The organism is Providencia sp. wls1943, assembly GCF_009706275.1.
Lineage (GTDB): Bacteria > Pseudomonadota > Gammaproteobacteria > Enterobacterales > Enterobacteriaceae > Providencia > Providencia zhijiangensis.
In genome coordinates this window covers 1-16,004 of sequence record NZ_WLTU01000015.1, presented here as the reverse complement: position 1 = coordinate 16,004, position 16,004 = coordinate 1, and the positions used below count along the sequence as shown (strand labels likewise).

The following is a 16,004-nucleotide window of genomic DNA, read 5'->3' as shown; positions in this document are numbered from 1 at the left end:
ATTTTACATAAATAGCAGGTAAAACAAAGCCCTTCAGGAATAACGACTGAAGGGCTTAGAAAATATGATTAAATATCGAATTACTCTTGATACATAGATTCAATTTCTAATCGGTAGCGCTCTGAAATAATTTTACGGCGTAATTTCAGCGTAGGCGTTAATTCACCTTTCTCCATTGAGAAGTTGCTTGGTAACAGTGTAAAACGCTTCACTTGATGGAAGTTTTCCAGATTCTTTTGTAGCTCTTTGAGACGACCTTCAAACAGCGCGACAATTTTAGAGTCTTTTAACAGCTCCAAACGATCACGGTATTTTAAGTTAATTGAATTGGCGTACTCTTCAAGGCTGTCATAGCAAGGCACAATTAACGCAGAGACAAATTTACGTGCATCGGCAATGACGGCAATATGCTCAATAAAACGGTCTTGACCTAAAACACCTTCGATAACCTGTGGCGCTATATATTTCCCGTTAGACGTTTTCATTAAATCTTTCAGTCTATCTGTAATATATAAGTTGCCTTGCTCATCGATTTTTCCGGCATCTCCAGTACGTAACCAGCCATCAGCCGTGAATGTATCTATCGTTTCTTGCGGGCGATTATAGTAGCCTTTCATGACGACAGGGCCTTTGACTTGGATTTCGTCGTTTGCTCCAATGCGTACAGAAATGGCAGAAAGCGGTGTACCAATTGAACCTAATGGGTATTTGTTAGCTTCCCAGCACGAGACTGTCGCGCAAGTTTCGCTCATCCCATAGCCATATTTGATATCCACACCTGCGGACAAGAAAAACGCAATCACATCATCATCGAGACGCGCGCCCGCCGCTGGCATAAAACGAATGCGACCACCTAGCCCTTGGCGAATTTTGCTCAGAACCAGCTTATCGGCCAATGCATATAAGCGATTGTTGATAAATGAAAGTGATTTACCTTGCGCCATCGCTTTCACTTTTTGTTTCCCTATCGCAATCGCCCATTTGAAAATCACACGACGCATAAAAGGCGCTTGGGATACTTTACTTTGTACTGCGCTGTAAACTTTCTCATAGAAACGTGGTACGGCACACATCACCGTTGGCTTAACATCAGCAAGCGCTTCTTTGACTAAATTAGTATTGGTTAAATAGACATTACGCGCTCCGCTGTGCATGACATAAAAACTCCATGCGCGTTCAAAAACGTGGGAAAGCGGCAGGAAACATAATGAAACATCGTCTTCGGACAGCTCTAAACGGTTGTCATGAAGATAAAGCTGAGCTGCCATATTGTAGTAATCCAGCATCACCCCTTTCGGTTCACCCGTGGTGCCCGAAGTATAAATAATGGTGAATAAATCACTTAAGTTTTGTGCTGCAATTCGCGCATCTAACTCAGCTTGATAATGCGGCTGAGCGAGAGACATAAATGTCGATAAGTGCATGCTGTTGGCCACTTGACCATCCAGTTCGACATTGTCATCTAATGCAATGATAGCGGTGAGTTGCGGGCAATGGGCAAGTAATTGGCAAGCAACTTGGTATTGTTCTTGAGCACCCACAAAGAGGATCTTAATGTTGGCGTCATTAATGATATAGGCGGCTTGGTCGATACTGCTGGTAGCATAGAGAGGCACCGTCACGGCTTTAATTTGTAATACAGCCAGATCAACCAAAGACCAATTCATACTATTATGAGCAAAAAGCCCAATATTCTCTTGCGGGGCAACATTCATCGCCAAAAGCTGACGTGCAATCGCGGTGGTTTTGGTTCCCACTTCTGCCCAAGTCAGTTCTGATTGATGTCCGTTGTCCCATTGACTGAAAGCTATCCGATCCGCTGACTCGCTCGCGTCCATTCTGGAACGTATGCGGTTAACAATATGATATGGATATAGATTTTCAGTAATCAAAGTGTATTCCCTATAGGTCATTAGAATTTTAAGTCATTCGGCAAACTCACAAATAACCTAATTTTAATACTTTTTATTATTTCAGCTTACATCTGTTAGCTGAATATTTTAAGTGTATAGCGGAAAGATAAACGAGGAAAGGAATAAAGTGTAAATTTTTTGCAAATGCTACGGACACAACAAAACTCGCCACTATTTTCATCATGGCGAGTTAGTATTTAGAGGAATATGCTAGTGTTATCTTGGAATGAATTGAATCAATTTAGCTTACAACTGTTCTATCATTTGGCAAAACTGCGTTTTCATCCATTGATGGCCTTTATCTCGCGCCGTCGATTCATGCCACGTTAAATAACATGGGCGAGAATTATCTTCCCAAGGCAATGATAAAGTACGTAGTTGCAGTTGACTTGCATGATGCTCCACTAACCATTTAGGTGCAATCGCCACTAAATCTGTTTGTGCCACAATGTTCAATACACTGTTTAAGTCAGTTCCTTGATAACTGACAGTGTGTGAGAGTTCCGTATTATGGTAATACAATTTGCTAAATGACCCAATATTATCCATTGCCATAATAGCGTGTCTTTCATTCATTAACATTTCTTGATTAATGGTACTTTCAATTCTTGGATGGTGATTCGCTACGACTAAAACTAATTCATCATTAAATAAAATCTGATGTTGATATTCGGGTTTTTCGAATTGATTATAGCCCAAGAAGAAATCTATCTCTTGATATTTTAATTGATGCGCAATGTTATTCCCTAAAAAAGAATGAATGAAAACTTGAATATTTGGCGACGCAATTTTAAATTTATCAACAATTATTGCCGCTAAACGAATATCTAATGGAGAGCAAATAGATAAGTTAAATGCTCTTTCGCTTTGCTTAGGATCAAATCCTGCGCCTGGTAATTCATTATGCACCAATTGAAGCGCTTGTCTTACTGGCCCAAATAATTGTTTAGCACGCGAAGTTGGTTGAATACCACGCCCATAACGAACAAATAATTCGTCATTGAACATAGATTTTAAACGGGATACGGCGTTACTTACTGCTGGCTGAGACATACCGAGAACTTGCGCTGCACGAGTGACATTTTGCATTTGCATCACAACATCAAAAACAGTTAATAAGTTCAAATCAACATTACGCAGATGAATATCGCTACTTTCTTTTTTTGCTGTTGAGATCGTATCAAAATCAGTCATTTTTAACTCCACTAAATATATTTATCATTTTTAATTAATGAACATGATTCATCAAAGCAATATTGACGAAAAACATAAAATCATTAAATATTATTTTTAAAACAACTTATACATGATAAGTTATTTCGCTTTCCCTGCATTTATTAAAACGACGCTTCTATTCTTTTTGCCCATAAATTAGAATCGAGGTATAGATATCATCATAAAATGCAAATATTCATCAGTGTAATGGGTGCGTGTAACTTATTAAAGCCAGCATCATTTCGATAAAAATAATAAAACAAATTCAAGAATAAATCATAATAAATCTCTTCTATAAACGCACTTGAATCTCATTATCAGATTAATTTTTAATTATTTATTTATTAGATAATTAACCTTATTTGAAGCATAGCCATCATCAATACCAACAAAGACTTTTATCTAACTTCTGCATGCTTTCATTACATAAACATAATAAAAATCATTACGTTATAAAAATATCATCATGCCATTAATTTTTAGACGAAATTTTAGCCTACTTTTAGCTGCCCGATATAGACAAAAACATCATGAAAATTATAAATATCAGACACAAACTCCAATAATCGATAACAACTCAATTTCAAGCATTTCGCGCTCAAAAAATTAAGTTTGACATCATTATTGAAATCACGTATCAATAAATGCAGATTATTTGAAATTCAGAAAGAGACAGTTACCCATGACATTTTCTATCCGCCTACTAAGCCTACTACTACTCGCAGCCAATTTGCGCGGTATGCTTATGGATGGAAAGTAAAACAAATACTGTCCACAAACATAAAGAAGCCCGCGCAACCAGCGGGTTTTTTTATGCCTGCGGCTAGATGGGAATCCAACAAACAGAATTAAAAACAACAAAATTTAGTCTATGAGGAACGCATTATGAGCAACCAAGTTATCATCTTCGATACGACCTTACGTGATGGCGAGCAAGCCTTGCAGGCCAGCTTATCCGTTAAAGAAAAATTACAAATTGCTTTCGCGTTAGAGCGCTTAGGTGTCGATGTTATTGAAGCTGGGTTTCCTGTCTCATCCCCAGGTGATTTTGAGTCTGTTCAAACTATCGCCCGCGAAATCAAAAACAGCCGTATCTGCGCATTAGCACGCTGTGTTGAAAATGATATTGATGTGGCGGCTGAATCCTTGAAAGTGGCTGAAGCATTCCGTATTCATGTGTTCTTAGCAACATCCAATTTGCATATGCAGAAAAAGTTAAACAAAACGTTTGATGGCGTGATGGATATGGCGATCAACTCCATTAAACGCGCACGTCGTTATACCGATGATGTAGAATTTTCGTGTGAAGATGCGGGTCGTACCGATATTGACAACTTATGTCGCATTGTCGAAGCCGCCATCGGTGCAGGCGCGACCACCATTAATATCCCTGATACCGTCGGCTACACGACCCCATATCAATTTGGCGGCATTATCTCTTCTTTATATGAGCGCGTACCTAACATTGATAAAGCCATCATCTCCGTTCACTGCCACGATGACTTAGGCATGTCAGTCGCCAACTCCATCAGCGCCGTTCAAGCCGGAGCTCGCCAAGTGGAAGGAACGATCAACGGATTAGGCGAACGAGCCGGCAACACTGCGTTAGAAGAAGTTATTATGGCGATTAAATTACGTGAACAGATGTTAGGTGTGCATACCAATATCAATCACAAAGAAATTTACCGCACCAGCCAGTTAGTCAGCCAGTTATGCAATACCCCAATTCCTGCCAATAAAGCGGTTGTGGGCAGCAACGCATTCGCGCATTCATCAGGGATCCACCAAGATGGCGTGTTAAAGAATCGCGAAACATACGAAATCATGACCCCTGAATCCATCGGCTTGAAAGAGCAACAATTAAACTTAACCTCCCGTTCAGGTCGTGCAGCGGTTAAACACCGCATGGAAGAGATGGGTTACAGCGAAGGTAAAGATTTCAACTTGGATGAGTTATACACCGCATTCTTGAACTTAGCCGATAAAAAAGGCCAAGTGTTTGATTATGATTTAGAGGCTTTAGCCTTCTTCGCGAAACAACAAGATGAAACTGACCATTTTGTCATGGATTACTTTAGTACACAGTCGGGTTCAAGCATTGTGGCCACTGCAACCGTCAAAATGCAGTGTGGTGAAACAGAAAAATCTGAAGCGGCAACCGGAAATGGTCCTGTTGATGCCATCTATCAAGCGATTAGTAAAATCACCAACTACCCAATGAAATTGGTTTCTTACCAATTGTCCGCGAAAGGCCAGGGTGAAAATGCATTAGGGCAAGTGGATATCGTCGCTGAATGTTTTGGTCGTCGTTTCCACGGTATGGGATTAGCAACGGATATCGTTGAATCATCCGCAAAAGCCATGGTACATGTATTAAATAGTATTTGGCGTGCAGAACAAGTCGAAAGAGAAAAACAAAAAATCTCTGACCAAGAGTCACAAATTAATACAAAGGAAGCGGTATAAACATGTCTACGAATTTTAATATTGCGGTATTAGCGGGCGATGGAATCGGCCCAGAAGTGATGGCTCAAGCTCATAAAGTATTAAACGCTATTAGCAAGCGATTTGCTATCACCATTTCAACTAAAGAATATGATGTGGGCGGCGCGGCCATTGATAATCACGGAGAGCCATTACCGCAAGCGACAGTCAAAGGTTGTGAAGAGGCTGATGCCGTGTTATTCGGCTCAGTCGGTGGTCCAAAATGGGAACATTTGCCACCAGACAGCCAGCCTGAACGCGGTGCATTATTGCCATTACGCAAACATTTTAAATTATTCAGCAACTTACGCCCTGCTCGTTTATATCAAGCTTTAGAAGCGTTCTGCCCATTACGCGCAGATATTGCAGCACAAGGTTTCGATATTTTATGTGTGCGTGAATTAACTGGCGGGATCTATTTTGGTCAGCCAAAAGGACGTAAAGGCGAAGGGGCTGAAGAATATGCTTTCGATACCGAGGTTTATCACCGCTATGAAATTGAACGCATTGCCCGTATTGCCTTTGAATCTGCTCGTAAACGCAGTCATAAAGTGACTTCAATTGATAAAGCTAACGTTTTACAAAGCTCCGTATTATGGCGCGAAGTGGTTAACCAAATTGCCAAAGAGTATCCAGATGTTGAAGTGAACCATATGTATATCGATAACGCCGCAATGCAGATGATCAAAGCCCCTTCTCAGTTTGATGTGGTGCTGTGCTCCAACTTATTCGGTGACATTATTTCCGATGAGTGCGCGATGATCACAGGCTCGATGGGTATGTTGCCTTCAGCTAGCTTAAACGCCGATGGCTTTGGCTTGTACGAGCCCGCAGGCGGTTCAGCACCAGATATCGCAGGCAAAAATATTGCCAACCCAATCGCACAAATTTTGTCGGCATCCATGTTGTTACGTTTTAGCTTGAATCAAACGGAAGCGGCTGATGCCATCGAAAACGCGGTGAATAAAGCATTAGAAAATGGCTATCGTACTGCAGATTTAGCGGGCAATGGTCAATCAATCAGTACCAGTGAAATGGGTGACATTATCGCTCGTTATATTGAAGAGGGGGTTTAACATGTCGAAGACTTTATACCAAAAATTATATGACGCTCACGTTGTCCGTGAGGTTGAAAACGAAATCCCTTTAATTTATATCGATCGCCATCTGGTACATGAAGTGACTTCACCGCAAGCGTTTGATGGTTTAAGAACCAAAAATCGCCCGTTGCATCAACCAAGCAAAACATTTGCAACCATGGATCATAACGTGTCAACGCAAACTAAAGATATCAATGCCTGCGGTGATATGGCGCGAATTCAGATGCAAGAGTTGATGAAAAACTGCGAAGAATTCGGCGTGACTTTATATGATTTAAATCACCCATATCAAGGTATTGTCCATGTGATGGGGCCAGAGCAAGGCATCACTTTACCGGGGACAACCATTGTTTGTGGTGACTCTCATACTGCCACTCACGGTGCATTCGGCGCATTAGCTTTTGGGATTGGGACATCCGAAGTTGAACACGTCATGGCGACCCAAACCTTGAAACAGGCGCGAGCCAAAACCATGAAAATTGAAGTGGTGGGTAAAGCGCCAGCGGGGATCACCGCAAAAGATATCGTCTTAGCTATCATTGGTACGACAGGTAGTGCAGGTGGAACGGGCTATATTGTCGAATTCTGCGGTGATGCGATTGAAGATTTGAGTATGGAAGGTCGCATGACCGTCTGTAATATGGCGATTGAGTTAGGCGCTAAAGCTGGCATTATCGCTCCTGATGAAACGACTTTTAATTATATGAAAGGTCGCCAATTCGCACCGAAAGGTCAAGATTGGGATGATGCCGTTGCGTATTGGAAAACCTTGAAAACCGATGATGATGCGACGTTCGACAAAGTGATCACTATCCAAGCTGAGACTATTGCACCGCAAGTGACTTGGGGTACTAACCCCGGGCAAGTGATCGCGATTAACCAACCAATCCCAGCACCAGAATCTTTTGCTGACCCCGTCGAGCGAGCTTCTGCAGAAAAAGCCTTGGCCTATATGGGATTGGAATCAGGTATTAAGTTATCTGACGTGAAGATTGATAAAGTCTTTATTGGCTCTTGCACTAACTCACGCATCGAAGATTTACGCGCCGCAGCTGCCATCGCCAAAGGTAAGAAAGTGGCATCTGGCGTACAAGCGATTGTGGTACCAGGTTCCGGCCCCGTTAAAGCCCAAGCGGAACAAGAAGGTTTGGATAAAATCTTTATGGATGCAGGCTTCGAATGGCGCTTACCGGGCTGTTCAATGTGCTTAGCGATGAACAACGACCGTTTGAATCCAGGTGAACGCTGCGCATCCACCAGCAACCGAAACTTTGAAGGTCGCCAAGGTCGTGCGGGGCGCACCCATTTAGTCAGCCCTGCAATGGCAGCTGCCGCAGCGATTAACGGTCATTTTGCTGATGTTCGTGACATTCAAATCTAAAGGAGAAAACCATGGATAAGTTTATTAAGCATGTTGGGATTGTTGCTCCTTTAGATGCCGCAAACGTCGACACCGATGCGATTATTCCAAAGCAGTTTTTGCAGAAAGTGACGCGTACAGGCTTTGGTCAGCACTTATTTAATGACTGGCGTTTTTTAGATGATAAAGGCCAGCAACCTAATCCTGACTTTGTCTTGAACAAACCCGTATTTAAAGGCGCTAGCATTCTGTTAGCCCGTGAAAACTTTGGTTGCGGTTCATCTCGTGAGCACGCCCCATGGGCATTGACCGACTTTGGCATTCAAGTGGTGATTGCACCGAGTTTTGCCGATATTTTTTACGGAAACTCATTTAATAACCAGCTGTTGCCGATTAAATTGAGCGAGCAGCAAGTGGATGAGATGTTCAACTATGTGAATAGCCACGAAGGTTGCCAGTTTACTGTCGATTTAGAAGCACAAACCGTCACTGCCGGCGACAAAGTATATACTTTCGAGATTGACAGTTTCCGCCGCCATTGCATGATGAATGGCTTAGACAGCATCGGTTTAACGTTACAGCACGTCGACCAAATCAAGGATTACGAGCAAAAGCTCCCTGCCTTTATGAATTAATCTCCAGCCCACTTCGGTGGGCTTAGGTTGTTGACAAAGCAGGATAAAAGCGTCGTTTTTCCTGCTTTGTGTTATCAGCCGAAAATCAATGAATTGATTTTCCTAATTATTTTCAAAACCTATTCAACCTGCCACCAAACCTAGCCGGTTTGTCAGCAGTCTGAACCCACTTCGGTGGGCTTTTTCTTACCTATTTGTATTCATAAAAGTAGAACTCAACTCCAACAAACCGCGCCCACCAATAAATCCTTCCCCATTAATTCTGAATATGCCATGATTTCAAATAATCATGATTCTGGGTTTAATCAAACCGTTTTTGCAAAATAGTTCATGTTGTGGCAAGGCGGCAAAATGAGGATATCTCGGGGAGCATACATAAGTATGTGACCTGAGTAGCCGAATGAAGCCAACACAGCCACAACGTGAAATATGAAGAAAAAAGAAAAAAGCCGATATGCATTCACATACCGGCTGGTAAATATACCATTACTCAATAAATGGGGGAGTAAACCTGCAACAGACAGGTCAATAGAGCTACTTACTGTCCCCTATTATCTACGGAATATAGGATATTAAAATTGATACAATTTTTTCCGGAGTTCCTCTTTTATGTCTAATTCTCGATTACAAACCCAATTTGTTCGCTTGTGGCAACATTTTCAGGGAAAAAACAGCGAAACCACTTTGCAAGATATTGCGGAGATCCTGTTTTGCTCTCGCCGTCATGTTCGTACCCTGCTCAATAATATGCAGTCCCATGGTTGGCTCAGTTGGCAAGCCGAAGCGGGACGAGGAAAGCGTTCCGCATTAATTTTTCATATCAATGGATTAGAACTACAACAAGCGCAGGCTGAGCAGCTTTTAAAAGAGGAAAGTATTGAAAAACTCGTGGCGCTCGTTGGCGATAAAGAGACTATCCGCCAAATGGTCTTATCAGAGCTCGAGCGCAGTTATCGACAAGGTAAAAACTTACTGCGCATCATTTATTACCGTGATTTTCCTAATTTACTTCCCGGCACCCCAATGCGCCGCTCTGAAATCCACTTAATGAGTCAGATATTTAATGGATTAACTCACTTAAATGAGGAAAAAGGGGAAGTGGAAGATGGTATTGCTCACCACTGGCAAGCCGTTAATGAGCAACATTGGCGCTTTTATTTACGTCCGGCTATCTATTTTCATCATGGACGTGAAATGCAAGTGGAGGATATTATCCACTCTTTATTACGATTAAAGCAGTGCTGGCCGCTGTTCTCACATATTCACTCAGTCACCTCCTCGCAACCTTACGTAATTGATATCCATCTGAGCCATCCTGATACCCAATTTCCTTGGTTACTGGGCAGCCCACATGCCGCCATTCTCCCGAAAGAGTGGGAAACCATCAGCGGTTTTAGTCAGCGCCCTATTGGTACGGGTCCTTATGAAGTAGAAACCAACATCCCGCAGAAACTCACCATCAGCGCTTTTGATCGCTATTTTGGCTATCGCGCCTTGTTGGATGAAGTGACTATTTGGGTGGTTCCCGAACTTTCTGAGCAGATGGTGTGTACCACATTAAAAATGGATGGCGACAAACGCCACAATGACTCCCTCGAAAGCCGCATGGAAGAAGGTTGCTATTTTCTGTTATTCGACCAACGCTCCGATATTTCTCAACGGGAAGATGTGCGTAAATGGCTGTGCAGCTTTTTAACCCCCGTCAACCTACTGGCGCACTGTGAATCCTTCTATCAACGCCACTGGGCACCTGCTTATGGATTACTGCTTCATTGGCATCACAGTAAAATGCTCTCCCAGCGCACTAAACCTGAAGATTTAACTGAGCTAACTGTCACTTTTTATCACCATCATCATGAATTTTATGCCATCAGCCAAATCATGAAGCGAGTGTTAGAAACCCAAGGAGTAGAGCTTAAAATTAACATCGTTGATTATGATGATTGGTTTAACGGGGATGCGAAGAGCGATATTTGGCTCTCCACTGCCAACTTTTATAAACCTCTTGAATTCTCTATCTTCGCCACCTTGTACGAAATGCCGCTATTGCGTCAGTGTTTAGGAAAAACCCTCGATAAAGAGTTACAGCTGTGGCGCCAGCAAAAATTGGATGTGGAATCTTGGTGCGAGAGCTTGATTGATTCTCAAGTCTTCCACCCCATTTTTCATCACTGGTTAGAGTTACAAGGTCAAAGAACGATGCGAGGTGTTCGTATGAATACCTTTGGCTGGTTTGACTTTAAATCAGCTTGGTTTAAGCCAACTGAGGATAATACACAGAATTGATGATAGTTATAAACAGTTAGAGTGAGCAAAATGGATTTTATTCACTTTTTCTGTGGATATCCATGTGAACAACCAGATAGTAATCAGGGTATATCCCAACTGTTCATTTCTAACAAAAAATCATACTAAAAAATAAAACATTATAAATCATAGTAATAAATGAATTTCACATGAGATATCCACTGTGAGTTTTCCCCTCTTTTTTTGTTAGGAGTTCAACTGAGCAAAGATCAATCAATGCATGTTTTATCCACAAGGAATGTACTTAACTTACCCGCTTTTTGTGACGAGCTTCAATAAATGACATTAGTCAAGGCTGTAAATTCACACAGTAATCGCAGTTTTTCACAGTTATCCAGAAATCCTGTGGATAACCTAGTGCATGATCCTGTGATTATCTTGGGATGAAGTTGAATAACCCTAAATATTCATAATCCCACCTGTGATTATTATCTAATATCCATATATATATCATGAAGTTAAATACAGTGACTAAAAAGTGTTATACTCACCCTATCTTGCGACCATTTTCTTGGTTATTTTTTAAACACAATCAAACTCTGTCGACTATGTCCTTTATACCGCCTTCACCACCAGAAAATGAAACCGTCTTATTAGCGCGAGCCCAAGCCCTTGCAGGCTATACGCTTGGTGAGTTAGCAACTATTGCAGGCATCCCAATCCCCCCCGATCTTAAACGAGATAAAGGCTGGGTCGGGACACTGTTAGAGTATTTTTTAGGTGCGACCGCAGGCAGTAAAGCCGAACAAGATTTTGCAGATATTGGCGTTGAGCTTAAAACAATTCCAATCGATCGCCATGGCGTACCATTAGAAACGACGTTTGTTTCTGTCGCGCCACTTACGGGCAATAGCGGCCTGACATGGGAAAATAGCCATGTGCGCCGCAAATTATCTCGCATTCTGTGGTTTCCGATTGAAGGTGAACGCCAAATTCCACTTGCCCAGCGCCGTATTGCAAACCCGCTGATTTGGAGCCCTTCTGCGCTTGAAGAACAACTTTTACGCCAAGATTGGGAAGAGTTAATGGATTTAATTGTGCTGGGAAAAGTCGAAACCATCACCGCTCGTCACGGACAAGTTCTACAAATTCGTCCCAAAGCGGCGAATAATAGAGCGCTAACCGAAGGTATTGGTGAATTTGGACAGCCAATAATGACATTACCGAGAGGTTTCTATTTAAAAAAAGATTTTACGGGTCCATTATTAGCGCGGCACTTTAACCTCGGTTAATCGGTCAAGGCATCGCCTGTACCAAACAGACGATTTTTTATTCCATTTTTAAGGCAATAAGATGTTTGAGTGGTTCTTAGATCCCCATGCTTGGATGGCATTGGCAACATTAACAATTTTGGAAGTCGTACTGGGTATCGATAATATTATTTTCTTAAGTATTGTCGTCAGCAAATTGCCTGCCCATCAACAAAATAGCGCCAGACGTATTGGATTAATCGCAGCGATGGGAATGCGCTTAGCACTACTAGCGTCCATTGCTTGGCTCGCACGCCTCACAACACCACTCTTCACATTAGCTGAACATACCGTTTCCGCCCGCGACTTAATTTTATGTGCCGGTGGCTTATTCCTCATTTGGAAATCCAGTCAGGAGATTTTCGATACTATTGAAGGGGAAGACGATGATGGGATAGCCCAGAAAAAAGTCACTTCATTCTGGGGAGCCATTATGCAAATCGCAATTTTAGATATTATCTTTAGCTTAGATTCCGTGATCACCGCTGTGGGGCTATCTGACCATCTGTTTATTATGATGGCCGCAGTGATTATGGCGGTCATGATCATGATGTTCGCCGCGAAACCGATTGGTGATTTTGTGGAGCGTTACCCTTCCGTTAAAATCCTCGCGCTCTCTTTCTTGATCCTTGTGGGCTTCACTCTGTTACTTGAAAGTGTTCAGGTGCATGTTTCAAAAGGCTATATCTATTTTGCTATGTTCTTCTCCATGTCAGTGCAAATGCTCAATATTCTGCGCAGCAAAAAGTGGAAAATGAAAAACAAGCAATAATAGAGGCTTTAGTGTAAGGCGTCCTTAGCTGCGGCAATGGCGCCTTCCACCGCTTTTTTAGCCTGAGGGCTATTTTTCCAACAACTTGACCCCGTTAGTGCTGCGCCCGAAATTAAAATTTCATCATAAGAAGCTTCACTTAACTGCGCTAAAGATGAAAACCCCATTTGTTCTAATCGACTAATCACTGTTGGTCCAACTCCCTTCACCGCTAAGAGAATTTGCTTTTCTGAGTCTGAAAATGGCATAAATTATCCTTTTGGCTGTAAAACAGCCGTAATTGAGCGTATATTTTGCAATTAGCCTATTTCTTAATTTAAAATTCTGAGCTGTCTATAACAGGTTGAGTTACCTGCCCTACAAATCTGTTTTAGCAAATAGGAAATAACAACGGTAAAGTCATTGACGACTCGCGATAGAAACTAACATGTCGCACTAAAAATTCTATCTTGTAGGTATTTATTATGTATAGCAACAAAATATCCAATACTCGCCATATGTCGATGACATTATCTGATGGGCGACTTTTGTGTTGGTATGAATCTGGCCCTGAACAGGGGTTCCCCGTAATTTTTTGTACTGGCGCAGGGATGAGCGGTACACTGGGCTTTGGCATTGACCGTCTTGAAGAGCTAAATATACGCTTGATAACCCCAGAGCGTGCCGGACTGGGTCAATCCACCTTTGATGAGCATAAATCCCTACAACGCTTTGCTCAAGATATTCAAGAACTTCTGAATGCTCAAAAACTGCCATCATTTTCCGTTGTCGGTTTTTCTCAAGGTGCCGTTTTCGCCATGGCACTCGCCAGCTACGCTTCCCCAATTTCATTATCACTTGTGTCAGGACAAGACCAATTTGAGTTTCCTGCAACCCGAGCGCAATTAAAACAAGATGTGATTAATATGCAGGAGCAAGCCATTCATACCCCTGATGTTTTATCAGAATGGTTGATGCGCAATGTGACCTCACAATGGTTACTGGCGTTTATTCTTAACTGTAGCGCAGAGATAGACCAGCAGGTTTATAGCGAAGAGAGCTTCTTAGCCGCCTACAGTGACTGTATGGAACGTGCATTTATGCAAGGTAACCAAGGCTATGTTCAAGATCTCTTAATCGCTCTGCAGCATTGGCAGTTCAATCCTGAAAATATCCACTGCCCTGTCGCGCTGTGGTATGGCGAGCAAGATGTGAGTACCGTGCACTCCCCTGATTTTGGTAAAACACTGGCTCAGCGTTTTCCTGATAGCGAACACTTTTTGTTCTCTCATGAAGGCGGCTCGGTTCTGTGGACACAAGCCTATTCCATTCTTGCCCAATTGAAAGAACACAGCCTTTAGGCATAAAAAAGGTGCCCAATGAAACATTAGGCACCTTAAATAGCGGATTAAAACTTATTTCTTAGACGCTTGGATATATAACAGTTCCAATGCAATCGTCGCCGCGGCTAATGCCGTAATTTCTGATTGGTCATAGGCTGGTGCCACTTCCACCACATCCATCCCAACAATATTCAGTGACTTAATGCCACGCAGCAGTTTTAACGCTTTATCAGATGTTAACCCACCAATCACTGGCGTGCCGGTTCCTGGTGCAAAGGCAGGATCCAGACAGTCAATATCAAACGTCAGATAAACGGGCATATCACCCACGATTTGTTTGATCTGAGCAACCATGTCATCCACGCCACGATCATTCGCTTGAGCCGCATCCAATACCGTGAAACCGTTGTCAGAATCATGCTCAGTACGAATACCAATCTGCACGGAATGATTTGGGTCGATCAAGCCTTCTTTTGGCGCATGATAGAACATGGTGCCGTGGTCATACAGACTGCCATTACCGTATGTGTCAGTGTGCGCATCAAAATGCACTAACGCCATTTTACCGAAGTGCTTCGCGTGGGCACGCAGTAATGGCAATGTCACAAAGTGGTCGCCACCAAACGTTAGGCAACGTTTACCGGATTCCAGCAGCTTTTCAGTGTGAGCTTGCAGTTTGTCGCACATATCTTGCGCGTCACCGAATGCAAACACCACATCGCCGCAATCAACCACGTTGAGTTTGTTTTTTAATTTAAAATCCCACGGCCAACGGTGGCTTTCCCACGCAAGGTTAGTGGAAACCTGACGAATAGCAGCAGGCCCATGACGGCTACCCGCGCGTCCTGAGGTTGCCATATCAAATGGAACACCCGTGATCACCCAATCAGCATCAGAGCTGTATGGTTGGAAATTTAACGGAAAACGTAAAAAACCAAATGCGTTTGAAACCAGTGAATTATCAACCTGATTTCCTAATGTGCTATTAATCATCACTGTTCCTTAATCATTCATCTTCTAATACTAAACAGTACTGAATACTGTTCATAGAAAGGTAAATTAACTAGTACTTACAATAGGTTATAAAGCTTATAGGCGTATATTCTAGCTTTGTTGTACATGAGTTTTACGCGATTATATCAGGGTCTAGTACTGGAACATAGCTACCATCTTATAGAGAACAATATGAACTCTCAGCAAAGTTACTGCCTTTTAGTACTTGAAGTTTTTTGAGGCAGGGTAAGCAGGTGGTTTTTATGAAAAAGTGTCCAATGGGTCAACAGAGGTATTAAGAGATACATTATTACCATTGGACATTTTATACTGATTAATGATCACCTATCGGGATTATTGATCATTAAATCAATATTACTATTGAGTTTATCAATTAGCTCTATTAGTACTGAACCCTAACCCGATAAAACCTATCATTATTGTTAATTAGATTTTGTACTCATATCATAATGAATTATGTTATACATGAAAGATATCAGTACTGATCGAGTAGTGTTTTGACTCGCCTAAAATGAATTTTGATGTGAACTCGCGGCAAAGTTACCAGTCTTTAGTACTCGAATTATTATGAATCAGGGGTAATATACTGTTTTTATGAATACTTAAAGTAATCCCTTACTGAAGTAAAAAAT

12 protein-coding genes are annotated in these 16,004 nt (G+C 42.0%); 8 read left to right on the top strand and 4 right to left on the bottom strand.

The window, feature by feature from the left end; genetic code table 11:
- Positions 1–80: 80 nt before the first annotated feature.
- Together GKR48_RS05520 and leuO are read right to left on the bottom strand one after the other, a co-directional pair.
- Positions 81–1,838: an AMP-dependent synthetase/ligase gene (locus tag GKR48_RS05520; protein ID WP_154627339.1), complete on the bottom strand. Its 1,758-nt coding sequence runs from the start codon at positions 1,836–1,838 to the stop codon at positions 81–83.
- Positions 1,839–2,159: 321 nt separating this feature from the next.
- Positions 2,160–3,107, bottom strand: a complete 948-nt coding sequence (leuO, locus tag GKR48_RS05515; RefSeq protein WP_154627338.1) for a transcriptional regulator LeuO — start codon at positions 3,105–3,107, stop codon at positions 2,160–2,162.
- Between the two features lie 906 nt (positions 3,108–4,013).
- Between leuO and leuA the strand changes: the two genes are divergently transcribed.
- The 7 genes from leuA to GKR48_RS05475 all read left to right on the top strand — a co-directional run bounded on the left by leuA (position 4,014) and on the right by GKR48_RS05475 (position 13,036).
- Positions 4,014–5,594, top strand: a complete 1,581-nt coding sequence (gene leuA, locus GKR48_RS05505) for a 2-isopropylmalate synthase (protein WP_154627336.1) — start codon at positions 4,014–4,016, stop codon at positions 5,592–5,594.
- Positions 5,595–5,596: 2 nt separating this feature from the next.
- The gene (leuB, locus tag GKR48_RS05500; RefSeq protein ID WP_154627335.1) at positions 5,597–6,688 is read left to right on the top strand and encodes a 3-isopropylmalate dehydrogenase; all 1,092 of its coding nucleotides are present in this window, start codon (positions 5,597–5,599) and stop codon (positions 6,686–6,688) included.
- A 1-nt stretch (position 6,689) separates the two neighbouring features.
- Positions 6,690–8,093, top strand: a complete 1,404-nt coding sequence (gene leuC, locus GKR48_RS05495) for a 3-isopropylmalate dehydratase large subunit (RefSeq protein WP_154627334.1) — start codon at positions 6,690–6,692, stop codon at positions 8,091–8,093.
- Between the two features lie 11 nt (positions 8,094–8,104).
- On the top strand, positions 8,105–8,707 hold the full coding sequence (leuD, locus tag GKR48_RS05490; protein ID WP_154602516.1) for a 3-isopropylmalate dehydratase small subunit: 603 nt from the start codon (positions 8,105–8,107) through the stop codon (positions 8,705–8,707).
- A gap of 609 nt (positions 8,708–9,316) precedes the next feature.
- Positions 9,317–10,993, top strand: a complete 1,677-nt coding sequence (sgrR, locus tag GKR48_RS05485; RefSeq protein ID WP_154627333.1) for an HTH-type transcriptional regulator SgrR — start codon at positions 9,317–9,319, stop codon at positions 10,991–10,993.
- A 569-nt stretch (positions 10,994–11,562) separates the two neighbouring features.
- Positions 11,563–12,246 carry a DNA mismatch repair endonuclease MutH gene (gene mutH / locus GKR48_RS05480; RefSeq protein ID WP_418055353.1) on the top strand — a complete coding sequence of 228 codons (684 nt, stop codon included), beginning with the start codon at positions 11,563–11,565 and terminating at the stop codon, positions 12,244–12,246.
- 61 nt (positions 12,247–12,307) lie between these two features.
- A complete protein-coding gene (locus GKR48_RS05475; protein WP_154602514.1) occupies positions 12,308–13,036 on the top strand; it encodes a TerC family protein in 729 nt (242 codons plus the stop codon).
- Between the two features lie 8 nt (positions 13,037–13,044).
- Here the strand turns inward: GKR48_RS05475 and GKR48_RS05470 are convergent, their stop codons facing one another.
- Positions 13,045–13,284, bottom strand: coding sequence for a helix-hairpin-helix domain-containing protein (locus tag GKR48_RS05470; protein WP_154627332.1), 240 nt, complete (start codon positions 13,282–13,284; stop codon positions 13,045–13,047).
- Positions 13,285–13,500: 216 nt separating this feature from the next.
- Here GKR48_RS05470 and GKR48_RS05465 point away from each other — a divergent pair, with 216 nt between their 5' ends.
- A complete protein-coding gene (locus GKR48_RS05465) occupies positions 13,501–14,376 on the top strand; it encodes an alpha/beta fold hydrolase (protein WP_154627331.1) in 876 nt (291 codons plus the stop codon).
- A 54-nt stretch (positions 14,377–14,430) separates the two neighbouring features.
- Here GKR48_RS05465 and speB read toward each other — a convergent pair whose 3' ends face one another.
- Positions 14,431–15,351, bottom strand: coding sequence for an agmatinase (gene speB / locus GKR48_RS05460; RefSeq protein ID WP_154602511.1), 921 nt, complete (start codon positions 15,349–15,351; stop codon positions 14,431–14,433).
- Positions 15,352–16,004: the final 653 nt, after the last annotated feature.